General features: G+C 60.6%; 15 protein-coding genes. 7 read left to right on the forward strand and 8 right to left on the reverse strand.

All coding sequences use genetic code 11. The features are described 5' to 3' along the window. The first annotated feature begins 108 nt into the window (after window positions 1-108). The 3 genes from ribA to MJP36_RS05625 are packed head-to-tail and all read left to right on the forward strand — an operon-like array spanning window position 109 to window position 1,933. The gene (ribA, locus tag MJP36_RS05615) at window positions 109-726 is read left to right on the forward strand and encodes a GTP cyclohydrolase II (RefSeq protein WP_060755251.1); all 618 of its coding nucleotides are present in this window, start codon (window positions 109-111) and stop codon (window positions 724-726) included. Continuing rightward, complete coding sequence (locus MJP36_RS05620) at window positions 723-1,142, forward strand: hypothetical protein (RefSeq protein WP_060755250.1); 420 nt, start codon at window positions 723-725, stop codon at window positions 1,140-1,142. The genes ribA and MJP36_RS05620 overlap by 4 nt, the downstream gene beginning before the upstream one ends. Next, window positions 1,139-1,933 (forward strand): cobalamin-binding protein, encoded by a 795-nt coding sequence (locus MJP36_RS05625; protein WP_104996083.1) that lies wholly within the window; start codon window positions 1,139-1,141, stop codon window positions 1,931-1,933. The genes MJP36_RS05620 and MJP36_RS05625 overlap by 4 nt, the downstream gene beginning before the upstream one ends. On the opposite strand, the gene MJP36_RS05630 is transcribed toward MJP36_RS05625, so the two are convergent. The 7 genes from MJP36_RS05630 to MJP36_RS05660 form a co-directional block, all read right to left on the reverse strand. Continuing rightward, window positions 1,930-3,813: a TonB-dependent receptor domain-containing protein gene (locus tag MJP36_RS05630; RefSeq protein ID WP_104996082.1), complete on the reverse strand. Its 1,884-nt coding sequence runs from the start codon at window positions 3,811-3,813 to the stop codon at window positions 1,930-1,932. The genes MJP36_RS05625 and MJP36_RS05630 overlap by 4 nt on opposite strands. A gap of 137 nt (window positions 3,814-3,950) precedes the next feature. Next, entirely contained in the window at window positions 3,951-5,849 is a 1,899-nt protein-coding gene (gene dxs / locus MJP36_RS05635; RefSeq protein ID WP_060755247.1) for a 1-deoxy-D-xylulose-5-phosphate synthase, read from the reverse strand. A 123-nt stretch (window positions 5,850-5,972) separates the two neighbouring features. Further along, window positions 5,973-6,860, reverse strand: coding sequence for a (2E,6E)-farnesyl diphosphate synthase (gene ispA / locus MJP36_RS05640; RefSeq protein ID WP_060755246.1), 888 nt, complete (start codon window positions 6,858-6,860; stop codon window positions 5,973-5,975). Beyond that, window positions 6,857-7,099 carry an exodeoxyribonuclease VII small subunit gene (locus MJP36_RS05645; RefSeq protein WP_003194556.1) on the reverse strand — a complete coding sequence of 81 codons (243 nt, stop codon included), beginning with the start codon at window positions 7,097-7,099 and terminating at the stop codon, window positions 6,857-6,859. Before MJP36_RS05645 ends, ispA begins: the two co-directional genes overlap by 4 nt. A gap of 78 nt (window positions 7,100-7,177) precedes the next feature. Further along, window positions 7,178-8,317: a Fic family protein gene (locus MJP36_RS05650; RefSeq protein WP_244385010.1), complete on the reverse strand. Its 1,140-nt coding sequence runs from the start codon at window positions 8,315-8,317 to the stop codon at window positions 7,178-7,180. A 90-nt stretch (window positions 8,318-8,407) separates the two neighbouring features. Next, window positions 8,408-8,788, reverse strand: coding sequence for a MerR family transcriptional regulator (locus tag MJP36_RS05655; RefSeq protein ID WP_244385011.1), 381 nt, complete (start codon window positions 8,786-8,788; stop codon window positions 8,408-8,410). Next, on the reverse strand, window positions 8,727-9,371 hold the full coding sequence (locus MJP36_RS05660) for an NAD(P)H-dependent oxidoreductase (RefSeq protein ID WP_244385012.1): 645 nt from the start codon (window positions 9,369-9,371) through the stop codon (window positions 8,727-8,729). The genes MJP36_RS05655 and MJP36_RS05660 overlap by 62 nt, the downstream gene beginning before the upstream one ends. A 204-nt stretch (window positions 9,372-9,575) precedes the next feature. Between MJP36_RS05660 and MJP36_RS05665 the strand changes: the two genes are divergently transcribed. Next, a complete protein-coding gene (locus MJP36_RS05665; RefSeq protein WP_104996078.1) occupies window positions 9,576-10,607 on the forward strand; it encodes a PDDEXK nuclease domain-containing protein in 1,032 nt (343 codons plus the stop codon). A 69-nt stretch (window positions 10,608-10,676) separates the two neighbouring features. On the opposite strand, the gene ycaC is transcribed toward MJP36_RS05665, so the two are convergent. Further along, entirely contained in the window at window positions 10,677-11,309 is a 633-nt protein-coding gene (ycaC, locus tag MJP36_RS05670; RefSeq protein ID WP_060755241.1) for an isochorismate family cysteine hydrolase YcaC, read from the reverse strand. A 328-nt stretch (window positions 11,310-11,637) separates the two neighbouring features. Between ycaC and MJP36_RS05675 the strand changes: the two genes are divergently transcribed. Genes MJP36_RS05675 through MJP36_RS05685 form a run of 3 tightly spaced genes read left to right on the forward strand, consistent with a single transcriptional unit; the run spans window position 11,638 to window position 13,550 of the window. After that, complete coding sequence (locus MJP36_RS05675) at window positions 11,638-12,219, forward strand: YjfI family protein (RefSeq protein ID WP_244385013.1); 582 nt, start codon at window positions 11,638-11,640, stop codon at window positions 12,217-12,219. A 17-nt stretch (window positions 12,220-12,236) separates the two neighbouring features. Next, on the forward strand, window positions 12,237-12,935 hold the full coding sequence (locus MJP36_RS05680) for a PspA/IM30 family protein (RefSeq protein WP_060755239.1): 699 nt from the start codon (window positions 12,237-12,239) through the stop codon (window positions 12,933-12,935). 54 nt (window positions 12,936-12,989) lie between these two features. After that, complete coding sequence (locus MJP36_RS05685; protein ID WP_161548458.1) at window positions 12,990-13,550, forward strand: rhomboid family intramembrane serine protease; 561 nt, start codon at window positions 12,990-12,992, stop codon at window positions 13,548-13,550. Window positions 13,551-13,555 lie beyond the last annotated feature (5 nt).

The raw sequence follows: 13,555 nt of genomic DNA on the forward strand, positions 1-13,555 counted from the left end.
GCCAATCGAACCGATTGATCTTTATCAGCGATAATTCAGCTTAAGCGTCTGTAGGAACCTGCTGTTACAATGACCGCCTCTGTGAAATCTAGAAATCAGGAGCACACGGTGCCCGTCGTTTTCGTCGCCGCTTCCAAGCTGCCTACCCCTTTTGCCACGTTCACCATGAACGGCTTCCTTGAAGAGGCCACCGGTCGCGAGCACGTTGTGCTCAGCCTGGGTGACATCGCCGACGGCGCGCCGGTGCTGGGCCGTGTGCATTCTGAGTGCCTGACCGGTGACGCACTGTTCAGCCAGCGTTGTGACTGCGGTTCGCAATTGGAAGCCGCTTTGCGCGCCATCGCCCGTGAAGGCCGTGGCGTGTTGTTGTACCTGCGTCAGGAAGGCCGCGGTATTGGCCTGATGAACAAGATCCGCGCCTATGAATTGCAGGACGGCGGCGCCGATACGGTGGAAGCCAACGAGCGCCTGGGCTTTGCCGCCGACCAGCGTGACTACGCCATCTGCCTGCCGATGCTGGAGCATCTGGGCGTGAAATCCCTGCGCCTGATGACCAACAACCCGCGCAAGGTCAAAGCCTTGACCGAGATGGGCATCACTGTGGCCGAGCGTGTGCCGCTGCACACGGGGCACAACCCGCACAACAAGCTCTACCTGGCGACCAAGGCCAGCAAACTCGACCATATGATGGGCAACGAACATCAGGGCGAGGTCGACCGCGCGTGACCCGTGGCCAGGTAAAGCGGCGACTGTCCTTCAATTGGTGGCAGTACCTGGCCCTGGCGTTGCTGCCCTTGTTCGTGATCAACCTGCTGTTCAGCCAGGCCGAACCCATGCTGTCGGTGCTGGCCATGCCGTTTTTTATCGCCGGCGTGGCCTCGATGTTTCTGAGCCTGCGCTACTTCAACGGCTATAAACACGCGCTGATCGCCACCTCTAAAGCCCTCGACACCCCCGATGAACCGGCCGCCTGGATTACCCTCGCGGCGCGTCGACGCACGGCGTTGATGGTGGCTGCCCTGCCGGCCTGGATCGGTACGCTGGCGGTATTCGTGGGCCTGGAAGCCGTGCCGTTGTGTTTGCTGGCACTGTCGACCCTGGTGTTGTTCTACCTTTATCGCATCCCGCGTCAGCTGGGATGAGGCGTCATTGGCTGGCGGTGCTGCTGCTGGCATTCAGTGTGCCGGGGCTGGCCGTTGAACGGGTGGTCAGCCTGGCGCCATCTCTCTCTGAAATCGTCGTGGAACTGGGGGCGGCCGACCTGCTGGTGGGCGTGCTCGACGGCGGCGAACGTCCTGCTGCATTGGCCAAGGTGCCCTCGGTCGGGCATTACGGCCAACTGGATATGGAGCGCCTGCTCAGCCTCAAGCCGGACCTGATCCTGCTGTGGCCCGGCAGCATCGGCCCGGCCCAGCGTGAGCAACTGCAACGCCTGAATATCCCCGTGTATGTCGCCGAACCCCACAGCCTTGAGCAACTGACCGGCCAAATCCAAGCCATCGCCGAGCAGTTGGGGCGGGCCGAGGCGGGCCGGCAGTTGGCGGGGCAGTTGCATCAGCGCCTGGCCGACCTGCGCCAGCGCTACCAACGGGCCGAGCCGCTGCGGGTGTTTTATCAGGTGTGGAACCAGCCGCTGTATACCGTCGGTGGCGGGCAGATCATCAGCGATGCGTTGAGTGTGTGCGGTGCACGCAATGTGTTCGGTGACCTCAAGCTGCCCGCGCCGCAAGTCAGCATCGAATCGGTGTTGCAGCGCAATCCCGAGGTGATCCTGGTCGGCGATCAACTTCAGTTGGAAGCATGGAAAGCATGGCCTCAAGTCGCCGCAGTGGCGCAGGAGCGGTTGCTGGTGGTGCCGGACAAGGGCCTTGAGCGGCCCAGCGGGCAGATGCTGGAGGCGGTGGCGCGCTTGTGTGAGGTGCTTGCCCGTTAGAGTTCCGGAGTCCAGGTGACGCCAAACATCAGCGTCCGACCTTCTTCGCGGTAGCCATATTGCTGGCCTTGATACTGATACAACGCCCGGCTGTAGCGTTTATCCAGCAGGTTATCGAGCTTCATGTTCAGCGCGATTTCACGGCTCATGGCCCAACTGGCGCGTAACCCGAGCAGTCCATAGCCGCCCAACGGGTGTTGGTTCTTCGGGTCGTCATAGCTGCTGCTGACGGCTTGCCAGCTGGCGCCTACGCCGAAACGCTCGAATTGCCGATCCAGGTCCAGGCTCAGGGTACGCCGGGCGCGACGTGCCAAGGTGCGCCCGGTATCGCGGTCGCGTGGGTCAATCATGGCCAGGCCCAGGCTGCCTTGCCAGCCGAACAGATCCTGCCTGAGTGTGGCTTCGAAGCCATTGATGCGTGCCGAACTGACGTTTTGCGGGCCGTCGCTGCCGAACACGATCGCGTCCTGGATATCGGTGCGGTACAGCGAAGCTTCCAGGCGGGCGGTGTCGCTGAGTTGGCTGCGCCACTGCACTTCGTAACTTTTCGAGGTTTCGGGGCGCAGGTTCGGGTTGCTGTTTTTAAAGCCGTATTCGTCCGGGTAGTACAGGTCATTGAACGTCGGGGCGCGAAACCCCTCGCTGTAACTGAACAGCAGGTCGTTGTCCGGGTTGACGGGCAGGGTCAAGCTGCCGCTCCAGCTGTTGTGGCCGCCGAACTGCTGGTTCTGGTCGCGACGCAGGCCCAGCTCGGTGGAAAAGTACCGCGCTGCAAAGCGATGCTGGATAAACACCGCACGGTTCCAACGGCTGTCTTCGGCGAGCGCGGTGCTGCTGTTGACCCGATCTTCGTAGCCATCGGCGCCCAGGATCAGGCTGTTCTGATCATTGAGGGTCAGGTCGTTCTGCCAGTTCAGCGAATTGCGGTAGGTGTTGAACACACTGCGTTCATCGCTGAGTTTATCCAGCGACTCTTCGCGGTTTTCGCTGTGGCCCAGTTCGACGCGGGACTTCCAGGTGTCGTTGATCCGCGCGTCGATAAAGCTGCTGACGTTACTGACGCTGAAGTCGGTGTAGGGTTTCTGTTGGAAACTCTGGAAGGTGGTCGAGTCATAGCGACCAAACGGGTTGTCGTACGCGCTTTTGCCACGGTTATCCAACACGTTGATGCCGGCGTCGACCTGGTCGCTGAAGGCGTGGCTCAGGCTGAAACTGAGGGCCTGGTTGCGATAGGCATCATGATCGCCATCGCTGGGGTAGGAGGTGTAGGTACGGTTGATCCCGGCGGTGTCATCCAGGCTGGCGCCGAGGTTGAAGCGGGTCTGCGAATCGCCCCCGGACACTCCCAGGCTGCGTTCCCACGTCTGGCGGCTGCCGAAGCCCAGGTGAAGGCGCGGTTGCAGACCGGACGTCGTATTGCGCCGGGTGAAGATCTGAATCACCCCGCCAATGGCATCACTGCCGTAGATCGCCGAGCGTGAGCCTCGCAGCACCTCGACGCGCTCGATCTGCTCGATATTGAGGTATTGCAGGTTGCTGGTGCCGGTGGTGGAACTGCTGATGCGTTGGCCATCCACCAGCACCAGGCTCTGGGCGGTGGAGGTCCCCCGAATGTAAACGTTGGTCGTGCTGCCACGGCCGCCACTGGGGGCCACCTGCACACCTGGCACGCGGCTCAGCAAGTCGCTCACGCTGCTGGGCTGCAAGCGGTCGATATCGTCGCGGGTGAAGACCGTGTTGGCGGTGCTGCTGTCACTACGTGCCTGGACCTGGCGGTTGGCGCTGATGACCACGTCGGGGAGTTTCAGGGCGTCGTCGCGGGTGTCGGCGAGCAGTTCGCAGGAAGGCAGAAGCAGCAGGGCGAGGCACAGGCGTTTCATGGTCTTTCCGTAGTTTTGAAGTGAACACCCATCAAATGTGGGAGGGGGCTTGCTCCCGATAGCGGTGCATCAGTCATAGATATCGAGACTGACACACGGCAATCGGGAGCAAGCCCCCTCCCACAGTTTGATGCTTGTTACAGGCCCAGCAGCGTCATGCGCTCACGCACCGCCGCCTCGATACCGGCTTCATCCAGCCCGCATTCAGCCAGCATCTGCGCCGGCTTGGCATGTTCGACGTACACATCCGGCAAGCCCAGGTGCAGTACCGACTTGAGCACATTCTCCCGCGCCAGGAACTCGCTGACCGCCGCGCCCGCACCGCCCATGATGGCGTTCTCTTCGAGGGTCACCAGCAGCTCATGGCTACCGGCGATCTCGCGCACGAGTGCTTCATCCAGCGGCTTGACGAAACGCATGTCGACCACGGTGGCGTCGATCTTTTCGGCCACTTTCAAGGCTTCGGCCAATTGCACGCCAAACACCAGGAATGCCGTCTGGCGGCCTTGGCGGCGCACGATGCCCTTGCCGATCTCGATCGGTTCCAGGTCCTTCTCGATCACCGCATTCGGGCCCGTGCCGCGTGGGTAACGCACTGCAGCCGGGCCGTTGTACAGGTGGCCGGTGCTGAGCATTTTGCGCAGTTCGTTCTCGTCGCTTGGCGTCATCACCAGCATGCCGGGGATGCAACGCAGGTACGACAGATCGAAACTGCCGGCGTGGGTCGGGCCGTCTTCGCCCACCAGGCCGGCGCGGTCGATGGCGAACAAGACGTCGAGATTCTGCACGGCCACATCGTGGACGAGTTGGTCGTAACCGCGCTGCAGGAACGTCGAGTAGATCGCCACCACGGGCTTGGCGCCTTCACAGGCCATGCCGGCGGCGAAGGTGACCGCGTGCTGCTCGGCAATCGCCACGTCGAAGTAACGCAGCGGGAAACGCTCGCTGAACGCCACCAGGTCGGAGCCTTCCTTCATGGCCGGGGTAATGCCCACCAGGCGCGGGTCGGCGGCGGCCATGTCGCACAGCCATTCGCCAAATACCCCGGAATACTTAGGCCCGCTGGCCTTTTTCGGTGCAGCGGCGGGGGCGTCCAGTGGCTCCAGCTTGGTGATCGCGTGGTAACCGATCGGGTCGACTTCCGCCGGCGCGAAGCCTTTGCCCTTCTTGGTGACGATATGCAGGAACTGCGGGCCCTTGAGGTCGCGCATATTGCGCAGTGTGGCGATCAGGGTCGGCAGGTCGTGGCCGTCGATGGGGCCGATGTAATTCCAGCCCAGCTCTTCGAACAGGGTGCCAGGCACCAGCATGCCCTTGGCGTACTCTTCGGTGCGCCGGGCAATTTCCCACGCGCCGGGCAGACGCGAGAGCACCTTTTTGCTGCCTTCACGCATGCTCGCGTAAGTACGGCTGGAGAGGATTTTGGCCAGGTAGTTGGACAGGCCACCGACATTGCGCGAGATCGACATGTCGTTGTCGTTGAGGATCACCAGCATATTGGCGTCCACTTCCGGCGCATGGTTCAGCGCCTCGAAGGCCATGCCGGCGGTCAATGCGCCGTCACCAATCACCGCAATCGCCTTGCGCTCGCTGCCTTGCAGGCGGGCGGCAATCGCCATGCCCAGCGCTGCACTGATGGAGGTGCTGGAGTGGCCGACGCCAAAGGTGTCGTACTCGCTCTCGGAGCGACGCGGGAAGGCGGCCACGCCGTCCTTCTGGCGCAGCGTGCTCATGCGCTCGCGACGACCGGTCAGGATTTTATGCGGGTACGCCTGGTGGCCCACGTCCCACACCAGCCGGTCGTCCGGGGTGTCGAACACGTAATGCAGGGCGATGGTCAGCTCGATAACGCCCAGCCCGGCACCGAAATGCCCACCGGTCTGGCCGACCGTGTAGAGCAATTCCAGGCGCAACTCATCGGCCAGGGTTTCCAGCTCGGCTTCACCCAGTCGACGCAGGCCGTCCGGCGTGGCAGCACGGTCGAGCAGGGGCGTGGACGGGCGCTTGCGGGGAATCTCTTGAAACGTCGTGGGCATCAGGCGAATCGTTATAGGTATAAAAGAGGCGGCAGTTTACCTCAAGCATCGCAAACTGCCCACGCGAAGCGCCGAACTTGGCTGATTAGGCGGCGCGAATGGCCGCACTTGCTCAGTGGCGGCTCAGTGGCGGCGTTCGACGATATACCGTGCCAGGTCGCGCAGCGGCTCGGCTGCCGCGTCGAAAGGTCGCAGGGCATCCAGGGCCTGGTCGCGCAGTTCCAGGGCATAGACCTTGGCGGCTTCAAGGCCGAGCAGGGACGGATAAGTCGGTTTGTCCCGCGCGATATCGGCACCTTGGCGTTTGCCCAGGGTGGCGGTGTCACTTTCCACATCCAGAATGTCGTCCTGCACCTGGAACGCCAGGCCGATGGCCCGGGAGTAGGTCTGCAGGGCCGCCAATTGCGCAGCTTGCGCGCGGCCACTGGCCAGGGCGCCCAGGTGCACGGCGGCTTCGATCAGCGCGCCGGTCTTGTGGCGATGCATGTGTTCCAGGGCGTGCTGGTCCAGCTTGAGGCTGACGGAGCCCATGTCGATGGCTTGCCCGCCGACCATGCCGGCCGGGCCGGCGGCGTGGGCGAGTGTGGTCACCATGCGCAGGCGGATCTCGGCATTCACGCTGCTCAAGCGTGGGTCCAGCAAGGCGCTGAACGCCAGGCTCTGCAGGCCATCACCGGCCAGAATCGCATAGGCCTCATCAAAGGCTTTGTGAGTCGTCGGTTGGCCGCGACGCAGATCGTCGTCGTCCATGGCCGGCAAATCGTCATGCACCAGGGAGTAGGCGTGAATCAGCTCCACCGCACACGCCGCGCCATTGGCCTCTTCGGCCGGCGCACCCAGGGCTTCACAGGCGGCATACGCCAGCAATGGGCGCACGCGCTTGCCGCCATTCATCACGCTGTAGCGCATGGCGGCATACAGGCGGTTCATTTCCGGGCTGGGCGCCACAAACAAGGGTTCCAGCGCCGCGTTGACCCGGGCTTGGCTACTGGCCTGATACGCGTCGATCATTCCGGCTGTTCCGCATCGAAAGGTTCCTCGGCCAACTCTCCGTCACGTTCCAGCAGCACTTGCACCTTCTGCTCCGCCTGCGCCAACGCGCTCTGGCAGTCGCGAGTCAGGCCGATGCCTTGCTCAAACGCCGTCAACGAGTCTTCCAGCGACAACTCGCCGTTCTCCAGACGCTCGACCAGGGCTTGCAGGTCGGCGAGGGATTGTTCGAAATCGAGTGCAACTTTTTTGCGGGCCATGGCGGCTATTCCGGTAGACGGTAAACCGGCGCGACACTAGCAGACATGGGGATTCTGGGCAAATGAGCGGGGCGCTGTTCAATCTTTCCCATTGTTGATTTGATAGCGTGTGCTGCGGCCTCCACCGGGCAATCGCACCAGGCAGCCGGTTTCCAGCAGATCAGCCAGGTGACGCGTCGCCGTGGCTTTTGACACCTTGGCGACGGCTTGGTACTGAGCGGCGCTGATCCCGTGCTCAAAGCCCTTTTCACCGCCGTCGAGCAGGCGGTTGAGCACCTTGATCTGTTCGGCGGACAACGCGAGGTCGCGGTGCAGCTGCCAGAAACGGCTTTTGTCCAATACCCGATCAATCCGAGCCATCGCCTGCTGCAGGCTGTTCAACAGGGTTTTGAGGAACCATTCCAGCCAGTCGGTGATATCCAGCGTGGCCTTCTGACTGGACTCCAGTGCGTGGTAATAACCGGCGCGGTCCTCGAGAATGCTGGCCGACATTGCGTAAAAACGGATGGCTTGGTGCTCGCCCTGGGCCAACGCCAAATCCGTGATGGCACGGGTCAGGCGACCGTTGCCGTCATCGAATGGGTGCAGCGTGACAAACCAGAAATGCGCCACGCCGGCGCGGACCAGTGGGTCCAGTTCCGGTTGATTACGACTGCTTTCAAACCATTCCAGGAACTCCTCCAGCGCTTGCTCAAGGCCCAGGCGTGGCGGCGCCTCGAAATGCACGGTCGGTCGGTCAAGCCGGCCCGATACCACCTGCATGGGCTCATCCCCGCGCAGTGCACCTATATTCAATGCGCGGGCGGCAAAGCCTGCCTCGGGTGCCGGAAACAATAAGTGGTGCCAATTCAATAGACGCGAGAGGGTGAATGGCTGCGCGAATGGTTGAGTGGCATCCATCATCAGTTCAGCAAGGCCCTCGCTGCGACGGCTGACCTGCCCGTCTGTCATTGCCTCCAGGCCCATCCGTCGTGCCAGGGACGAACGCACCGAACCCACATTCAACTGTTCCCCCTCGATGGCCGAAGAGGTCAGGATGTTTTGCAGCAACGCATCCAGCGCATTCTGCGCACTGACCGTTTGGCTGACTGTACCGAGCATACCCAGCAGCTTGCCTTGCGCTTGCCCGCACTCGCGCAACAAGGCGGCCAGGCGTCCCGGTTGCCAGTGGAAATGCGGCCAATCGTGGTGTTGCCAGATCCAGAGCGGGTGATCCATGGAGAGATACCTGAGCGTGTGAGCCGAATAAAAACGCTATTCGGCTCATTATGTGAGCCGATTGTGCATTCTATTCGGCTCATCGTCCACTCAGGCAGGGGCTATGGCCGATTGAGAGCAACGGCCGTGTGCGTTTTTTAATTGGGCTTCGAACTCGAGCAGCCCCGTCTGCATCTTTTGCAGTGCAGCCATCTGTACGGCCAACTCGCGTTTCTTATTGTTGATGGCCTGTTCCGCCCGTTCCCAAGGCAATGCGTCACCCTGGTGGCCCTGAAGGATTTCCTGCAATTCCTTGAGTTTGAACCCCAGCTGTTGCGCGCACTTGATAAACATCAGCAACTCAACGCTCTGCTCCGAATAGACCCGGTATTGGCCTTGGCGCTGCGGTTCTGGCAGCAGCCCAATCGCCTCATAGTGACGGATCGCCTTGATGGTCGTGCCTGACAACTGCGAGGCTTTGCCGATGTACATGAAAACTCCCTTTTCCTATTAAAGCGCCGGCCTGTTTCAGCCACTTGTCCCGCTGCGCCGCAGTAGAGCCCAGCACCGGCCCGAACTGCAACGTCTTGAGCGGCTTGATGCCGCAAAACGCCAGTGTGGTCTTGCGCATCTGATGGATGCCCGGCATGCGATAGAACCAGCGGTAATACCAGGGGGGTGTATCCAGGGTCACCAACAAGTGTGCGGTCCGGCCCTGCAGCAGCTTGTCAGGGAACGCCTTGCCGGCTCGGTATTTGAAGGCGAAGCCGGACAGGAACACGCGATCGATGAAGCCCTTCATCAAGGCGGGGATGCCGCCCCACCAGACCGGGAAAACAAACGTCAGATGGTTGGCCCAAAGGATGTCGCATTGTGCGCTGAGCAGGTCGAGCTCCAGTGGTTGGGCCTGGCTGTAGCCGTGGTGCAGGACGGGGTCGAAAGCCAGCTCCCCCAGGCGCAGCACGCGTACTTCATGGCCGGCGGCTTTTGCGGCATGGATGTAGGCGTCGGCCAGGGCCGAACAGAAGCTGGCGTTAGAGGGGTGGCCGAGAATAACCAGAGTGCGCGGCGGCATGAGGTGGGGTCCTGAACAAGGTGTTTCAGGGTAAGGGTTGCCGTATAGGGGAGAGTCAAGCGTGGGGTCCGCAATGCGCCGATTTGTCATTGCCAGCAGGACGTTTCGGTAATCCTTGGAAGGCTGTTCCTGAACCGCCCTTGGCCCCTTGTGACAGCCAATACCCCTGACTAGCCTGCCTCAAAACTCAACGAGTGAAACGGCATGAGCGAAACCTGTATCGGCTTGACCACGCCTCCAGCGGGCTACAGCGACTGGCTGACGGACCTGAAAGGGCGTATTCACGCGGCGCAACAGCGAGCCACACTGGCGGTCAATCGGGAGCTGGTGTTGCTCTATTGGCAGATTGGCCACGACATCTTGACCCGCCAAGCCGAGCAGGGGTGGGGGAGCAAAGTCATTGATCGCCTGGCCCAGGATTTGCGCACGGCTTTTCCCCGCATGAAGGGGTTCTCACCGCGAAATCTCAAGTACATGCGCGCTTTTGCCGAGGCGTGGCCAGACTCGGAATTTGTGCAAGAGGTGCTTGCACAATTGCCTTGGTATCACCAACTGGCGCTACTGGACAAACTCCCCAGCCCCGAAACCCGGCGCTGGTATATCGCCCAGGCAATCGAGCACAACTGGTCGCGTAATACCCTGGTCATGCAGATCGAAAACCGATTGCTGGAGCGCAGTGGCAAGGCTGTCAGCAACTTCGAATATCACCTGCCCAAGCCGCAATCCGACCTGGCGCGGGAGTCGCTAAAAGATCCCTATCGTTTCGATTTCCTCAGCCTGGGCCTGGACGCGCAGGAGCGTGATATCGAAAACGCCTTGATCAAGCACGTCACCGATTTCTTGTTGGAGCTCGGTGCGGGTTTCGCCTTCGTTGGCCAGCAGGTATTGCTGGACGTCGGCGGCGATGAGTTCTTCGTCGACCTGTTGTTCTATCACTTGAAGCTGCGCTGCTACGTGGTGATAGAACTGAAAGCGGGCAAGTTCAAACCCGAGCACCTGGGGAAGTTGAGCTTTTATCTCGCGGCTGTCGATGCCCAGCTTAAGCATCCACAAGACGGACCCACCATCGGCCTGCTGTTGTGCAAGAGCAAGAACGAAGTCGTCGCCGAATATGCGCTGCGCGACAACAATCGACCGATTGGCGTGGCGCAATACCAGTTGGTTGAGTCGTTGCCCGCAGAGTTGCAAACCAATCTGCCGAGTATCGAGCAGATTGAACGGGAGCTGGCGGGCTGATTGCGAATGGCGAGTTACTCACGAAAAAAGCCTGCTGTTCAAGGCAGGCTTAGTGGTGCAGCGGTTGACTCAGTCCTTGCGCGCCGTCAGCGCCGAATAACTATTCATCAAGTTGCGATAGTTAGGGATGCGCTGGGACAACAGGTTCCCCAGCCCTTCAATGTCGTTGCGCCAGTCGCGGTGCAGCTCACACGCCACCGAGAACCAGTTCATCAACTGCGCCCCGGCTTGGGTCATCCGGCTCCACGCCGCTTGCTGCACCGTGGTGTTGAACGTACCGGACGCATCGGTGACCACAAACACCTCAAACCCTTCGGCCAATGCCGACAACGTCGGGAACGCTACGCACACATCCGTCACCACACCGGCAATGATGATCTGCTTGCGGCCGGTGGCCTTGATCGCCTTGACGAAATCTTCGTTGTCCCACGCATTGATCTGACCGGGGCGAGCGATGTACGGCGCGTCCGGGAACATTTCCTTCAGCTCCGGCACCAGTGGGCCGTTAGGGCCTTGCTCGAAGCTGGTGGTCAGGATGGTCGGCAGGTTGAAGAACTTGGCCAGGTCGGCCAGGGCGAGCACGTTGTTCTTGAATTCGTTGGGGGAGAAGTCCTGCACCAGGGAGATCAGGCCGGTCTGGTGGTCAACCAGCAGAACGATGGCGTCGTCTTTGTTGAGGCGGTTGTAGGTTGGAGTGCTCATGGTTGAATCCTTTTTGTTTAAGTGGGTTTGGCGTTGCGTTCAACATGGGCACAGATTACTGGGGGAGTGCTGGGCGATAAATCGGCTGAAACAGGTCATACCGTCAACTCAAAAGGGACAATCTTGGATGGCTAAAAATCTCACGCGTGAGCTATTGAGCCCGACAAGCATTACCTGTAGATTTCCTCACGCGTGAGTTTTTCAGAGCGAGGTCAGTGGTATGAACAGCAGCTCTCCATCGAGCCCGTCAGCAGGGCCCGAGACCGATTCAGCAAGCCTTCAGGGAGAGCGCTTGAAACCGTCCGCGAAAAAACCATCGAGTTTCTACATGAAGCAGATGCGCGCGGGCCTGGCGGCCGCCGGTTATGTGAAACACGAGACTTGGGTGCTTCCCGAAAATCGAAGCCTGCTCAAGCAAATGGAGAAACAGCTTCGCCAGCCGATTCTAGCTGGCTCATTCTTGTCGGAGACTTATATGAGCGCAGGTACTAACTGGAACATCGATCGCCTCTTCAGCGCGCTTCAGGCCCTGGACGAGGTGGTCAACAAGGACATCACGCTTTCTCTGCTTCAAGGCTCCGAGTCCAGCATCAAGCTGGAAATGAACGACTTCGGTGGCTTGCCGATTTACATCGCGGTGGTGGGCGATCAGATCATCGTCGACACCGTGCTGGTCGACGTCGAGTCCATCAACGATGTACCCCGGTTCAATGACGCGGTGCTGCGCAGCCGGGAAATGTTCCCGCTGTCTTCCATCGGTATCGAGTCCATGCCTAACGGGCAGGTCGTCTACAACATGTTCGGCGCGTTGAGCTCCGACTCCAGCCTGACCAACATCGTGACCGAGGTGAAAACCCTCGTCGACAACGTGCAACGCGCCAGCGAAGCCTTTGAACGTTTCTTCAATTAAGTATTCGGGAGTATCCAATGACTCAATCCATCTGGAGCAAACTGTTCACCGCGCTGCGTGGCGGTGCCAACGAAGTCGGCGAATCGATCGTCGACCAGCAAGCCTTGCGCATCCTCGACCAGGAAATCCGCGATGCCGACAGCGCGCTGGCCAACGCCAAGCGTGAACTGGTCAGCATCATGGCCAAGCACAAACTGGCGACTGATCGCGTCAATGAGTACAACGCCAAGATCTCTGACCTGGAGTCCAAGGCGATGGCCGCGATCCAGGCCAATCGTGAAGACCTGGCCCTTGAAGTGGCCGAAGCCATTTCGACCCTGACCAACGACCGCGACGTCGAGCAAAAGCAGGCGGCCGAGTTCGGTGGCTATGCCGACGGCATGCGCAAGGACATCACCAAGGCCGAAGGCCGGATCAAAAGCCTGCGCCAGCAAGTGGATATGGCCAAGGCGCGTGAAAGCGTGCAGAAGGCCCAGGTCAGCGCTTCCATCGCCAGCGGCGGTGCCAACGGCAAGCTGGAAACCGCTGTCGGTACGCTCAATCGCCTGCAGGCCAAACAGCAGCAACGCGCCGCTGAGCTGCAAGCCCAGGACGAACTGGCCGATGCATCGACCGGTACCGACCTCGAGCGCAAGCTTCGCGAAGCTGGCATCACGCCGAACGAAGGCAGTGCCAATGCGATTCTGGAGCGTCTGAAGCAAAAGTCGGCCGAGTAAATACAGCCGCAACAAGAAGGGCGCTGTCTGCCCTTCTTTTAGGTCGAGGTCAGGATGGACGCCCTGAAAGGTTTCAAGACAATCGCAGGCCTGGCTCTGTTCATGGTCGCGCTGCAACTGCTGAATGTAGCGACCGGCTACAGCCTCATGGCGTTTGGTCTGATCCCAAGAACACTGCAGGGGTTGGCCGGCATCCTCACGTCACCGTTTTTGCACGCGTCTTTCGCCCACCTGAGTGCGAACCTGATTGCCTTCCTGGTACTGGGCACGCTGGTGATTATCGAAGGGCTCAATCGATTCGTGACCGTCAGCGCGATCATTATTCTGCTGGGCGGTTCGCTGGTCTGGTTATTCGGTTTTGCGGGCATACACGTGGGGGCCAGCGGTTGGGTATTCGGCTTATGGGCCTACCTGTTGTCTCGCGCCTGGTTTCACAGGAGCTGGAGCAACCTCATAACAGCGGGTGTAGTGGCGGCGCTGTACGGCGGCCTGGTCCTGGGCTTTCTTCCTCGCCAAGGGGTTTCCTTCGAAGGGCATCTGTTTGGTGCATTCGCCGGATTTATTGCAGCCAAGGTACTTCTCTCCAAACCAGGTAGCAGGTTTAATGCCGGCTGAGCGCA

The organism is Pseudomonas palleroniana, assembly GCF_022836895.1.
Lineage (GTDB): Bacteria > Pseudomonadota > Gammaproteobacteria > Pseudomonadales > Pseudomonadaceae > Aquipseudomonas > Aquipseudomonas palleroniana.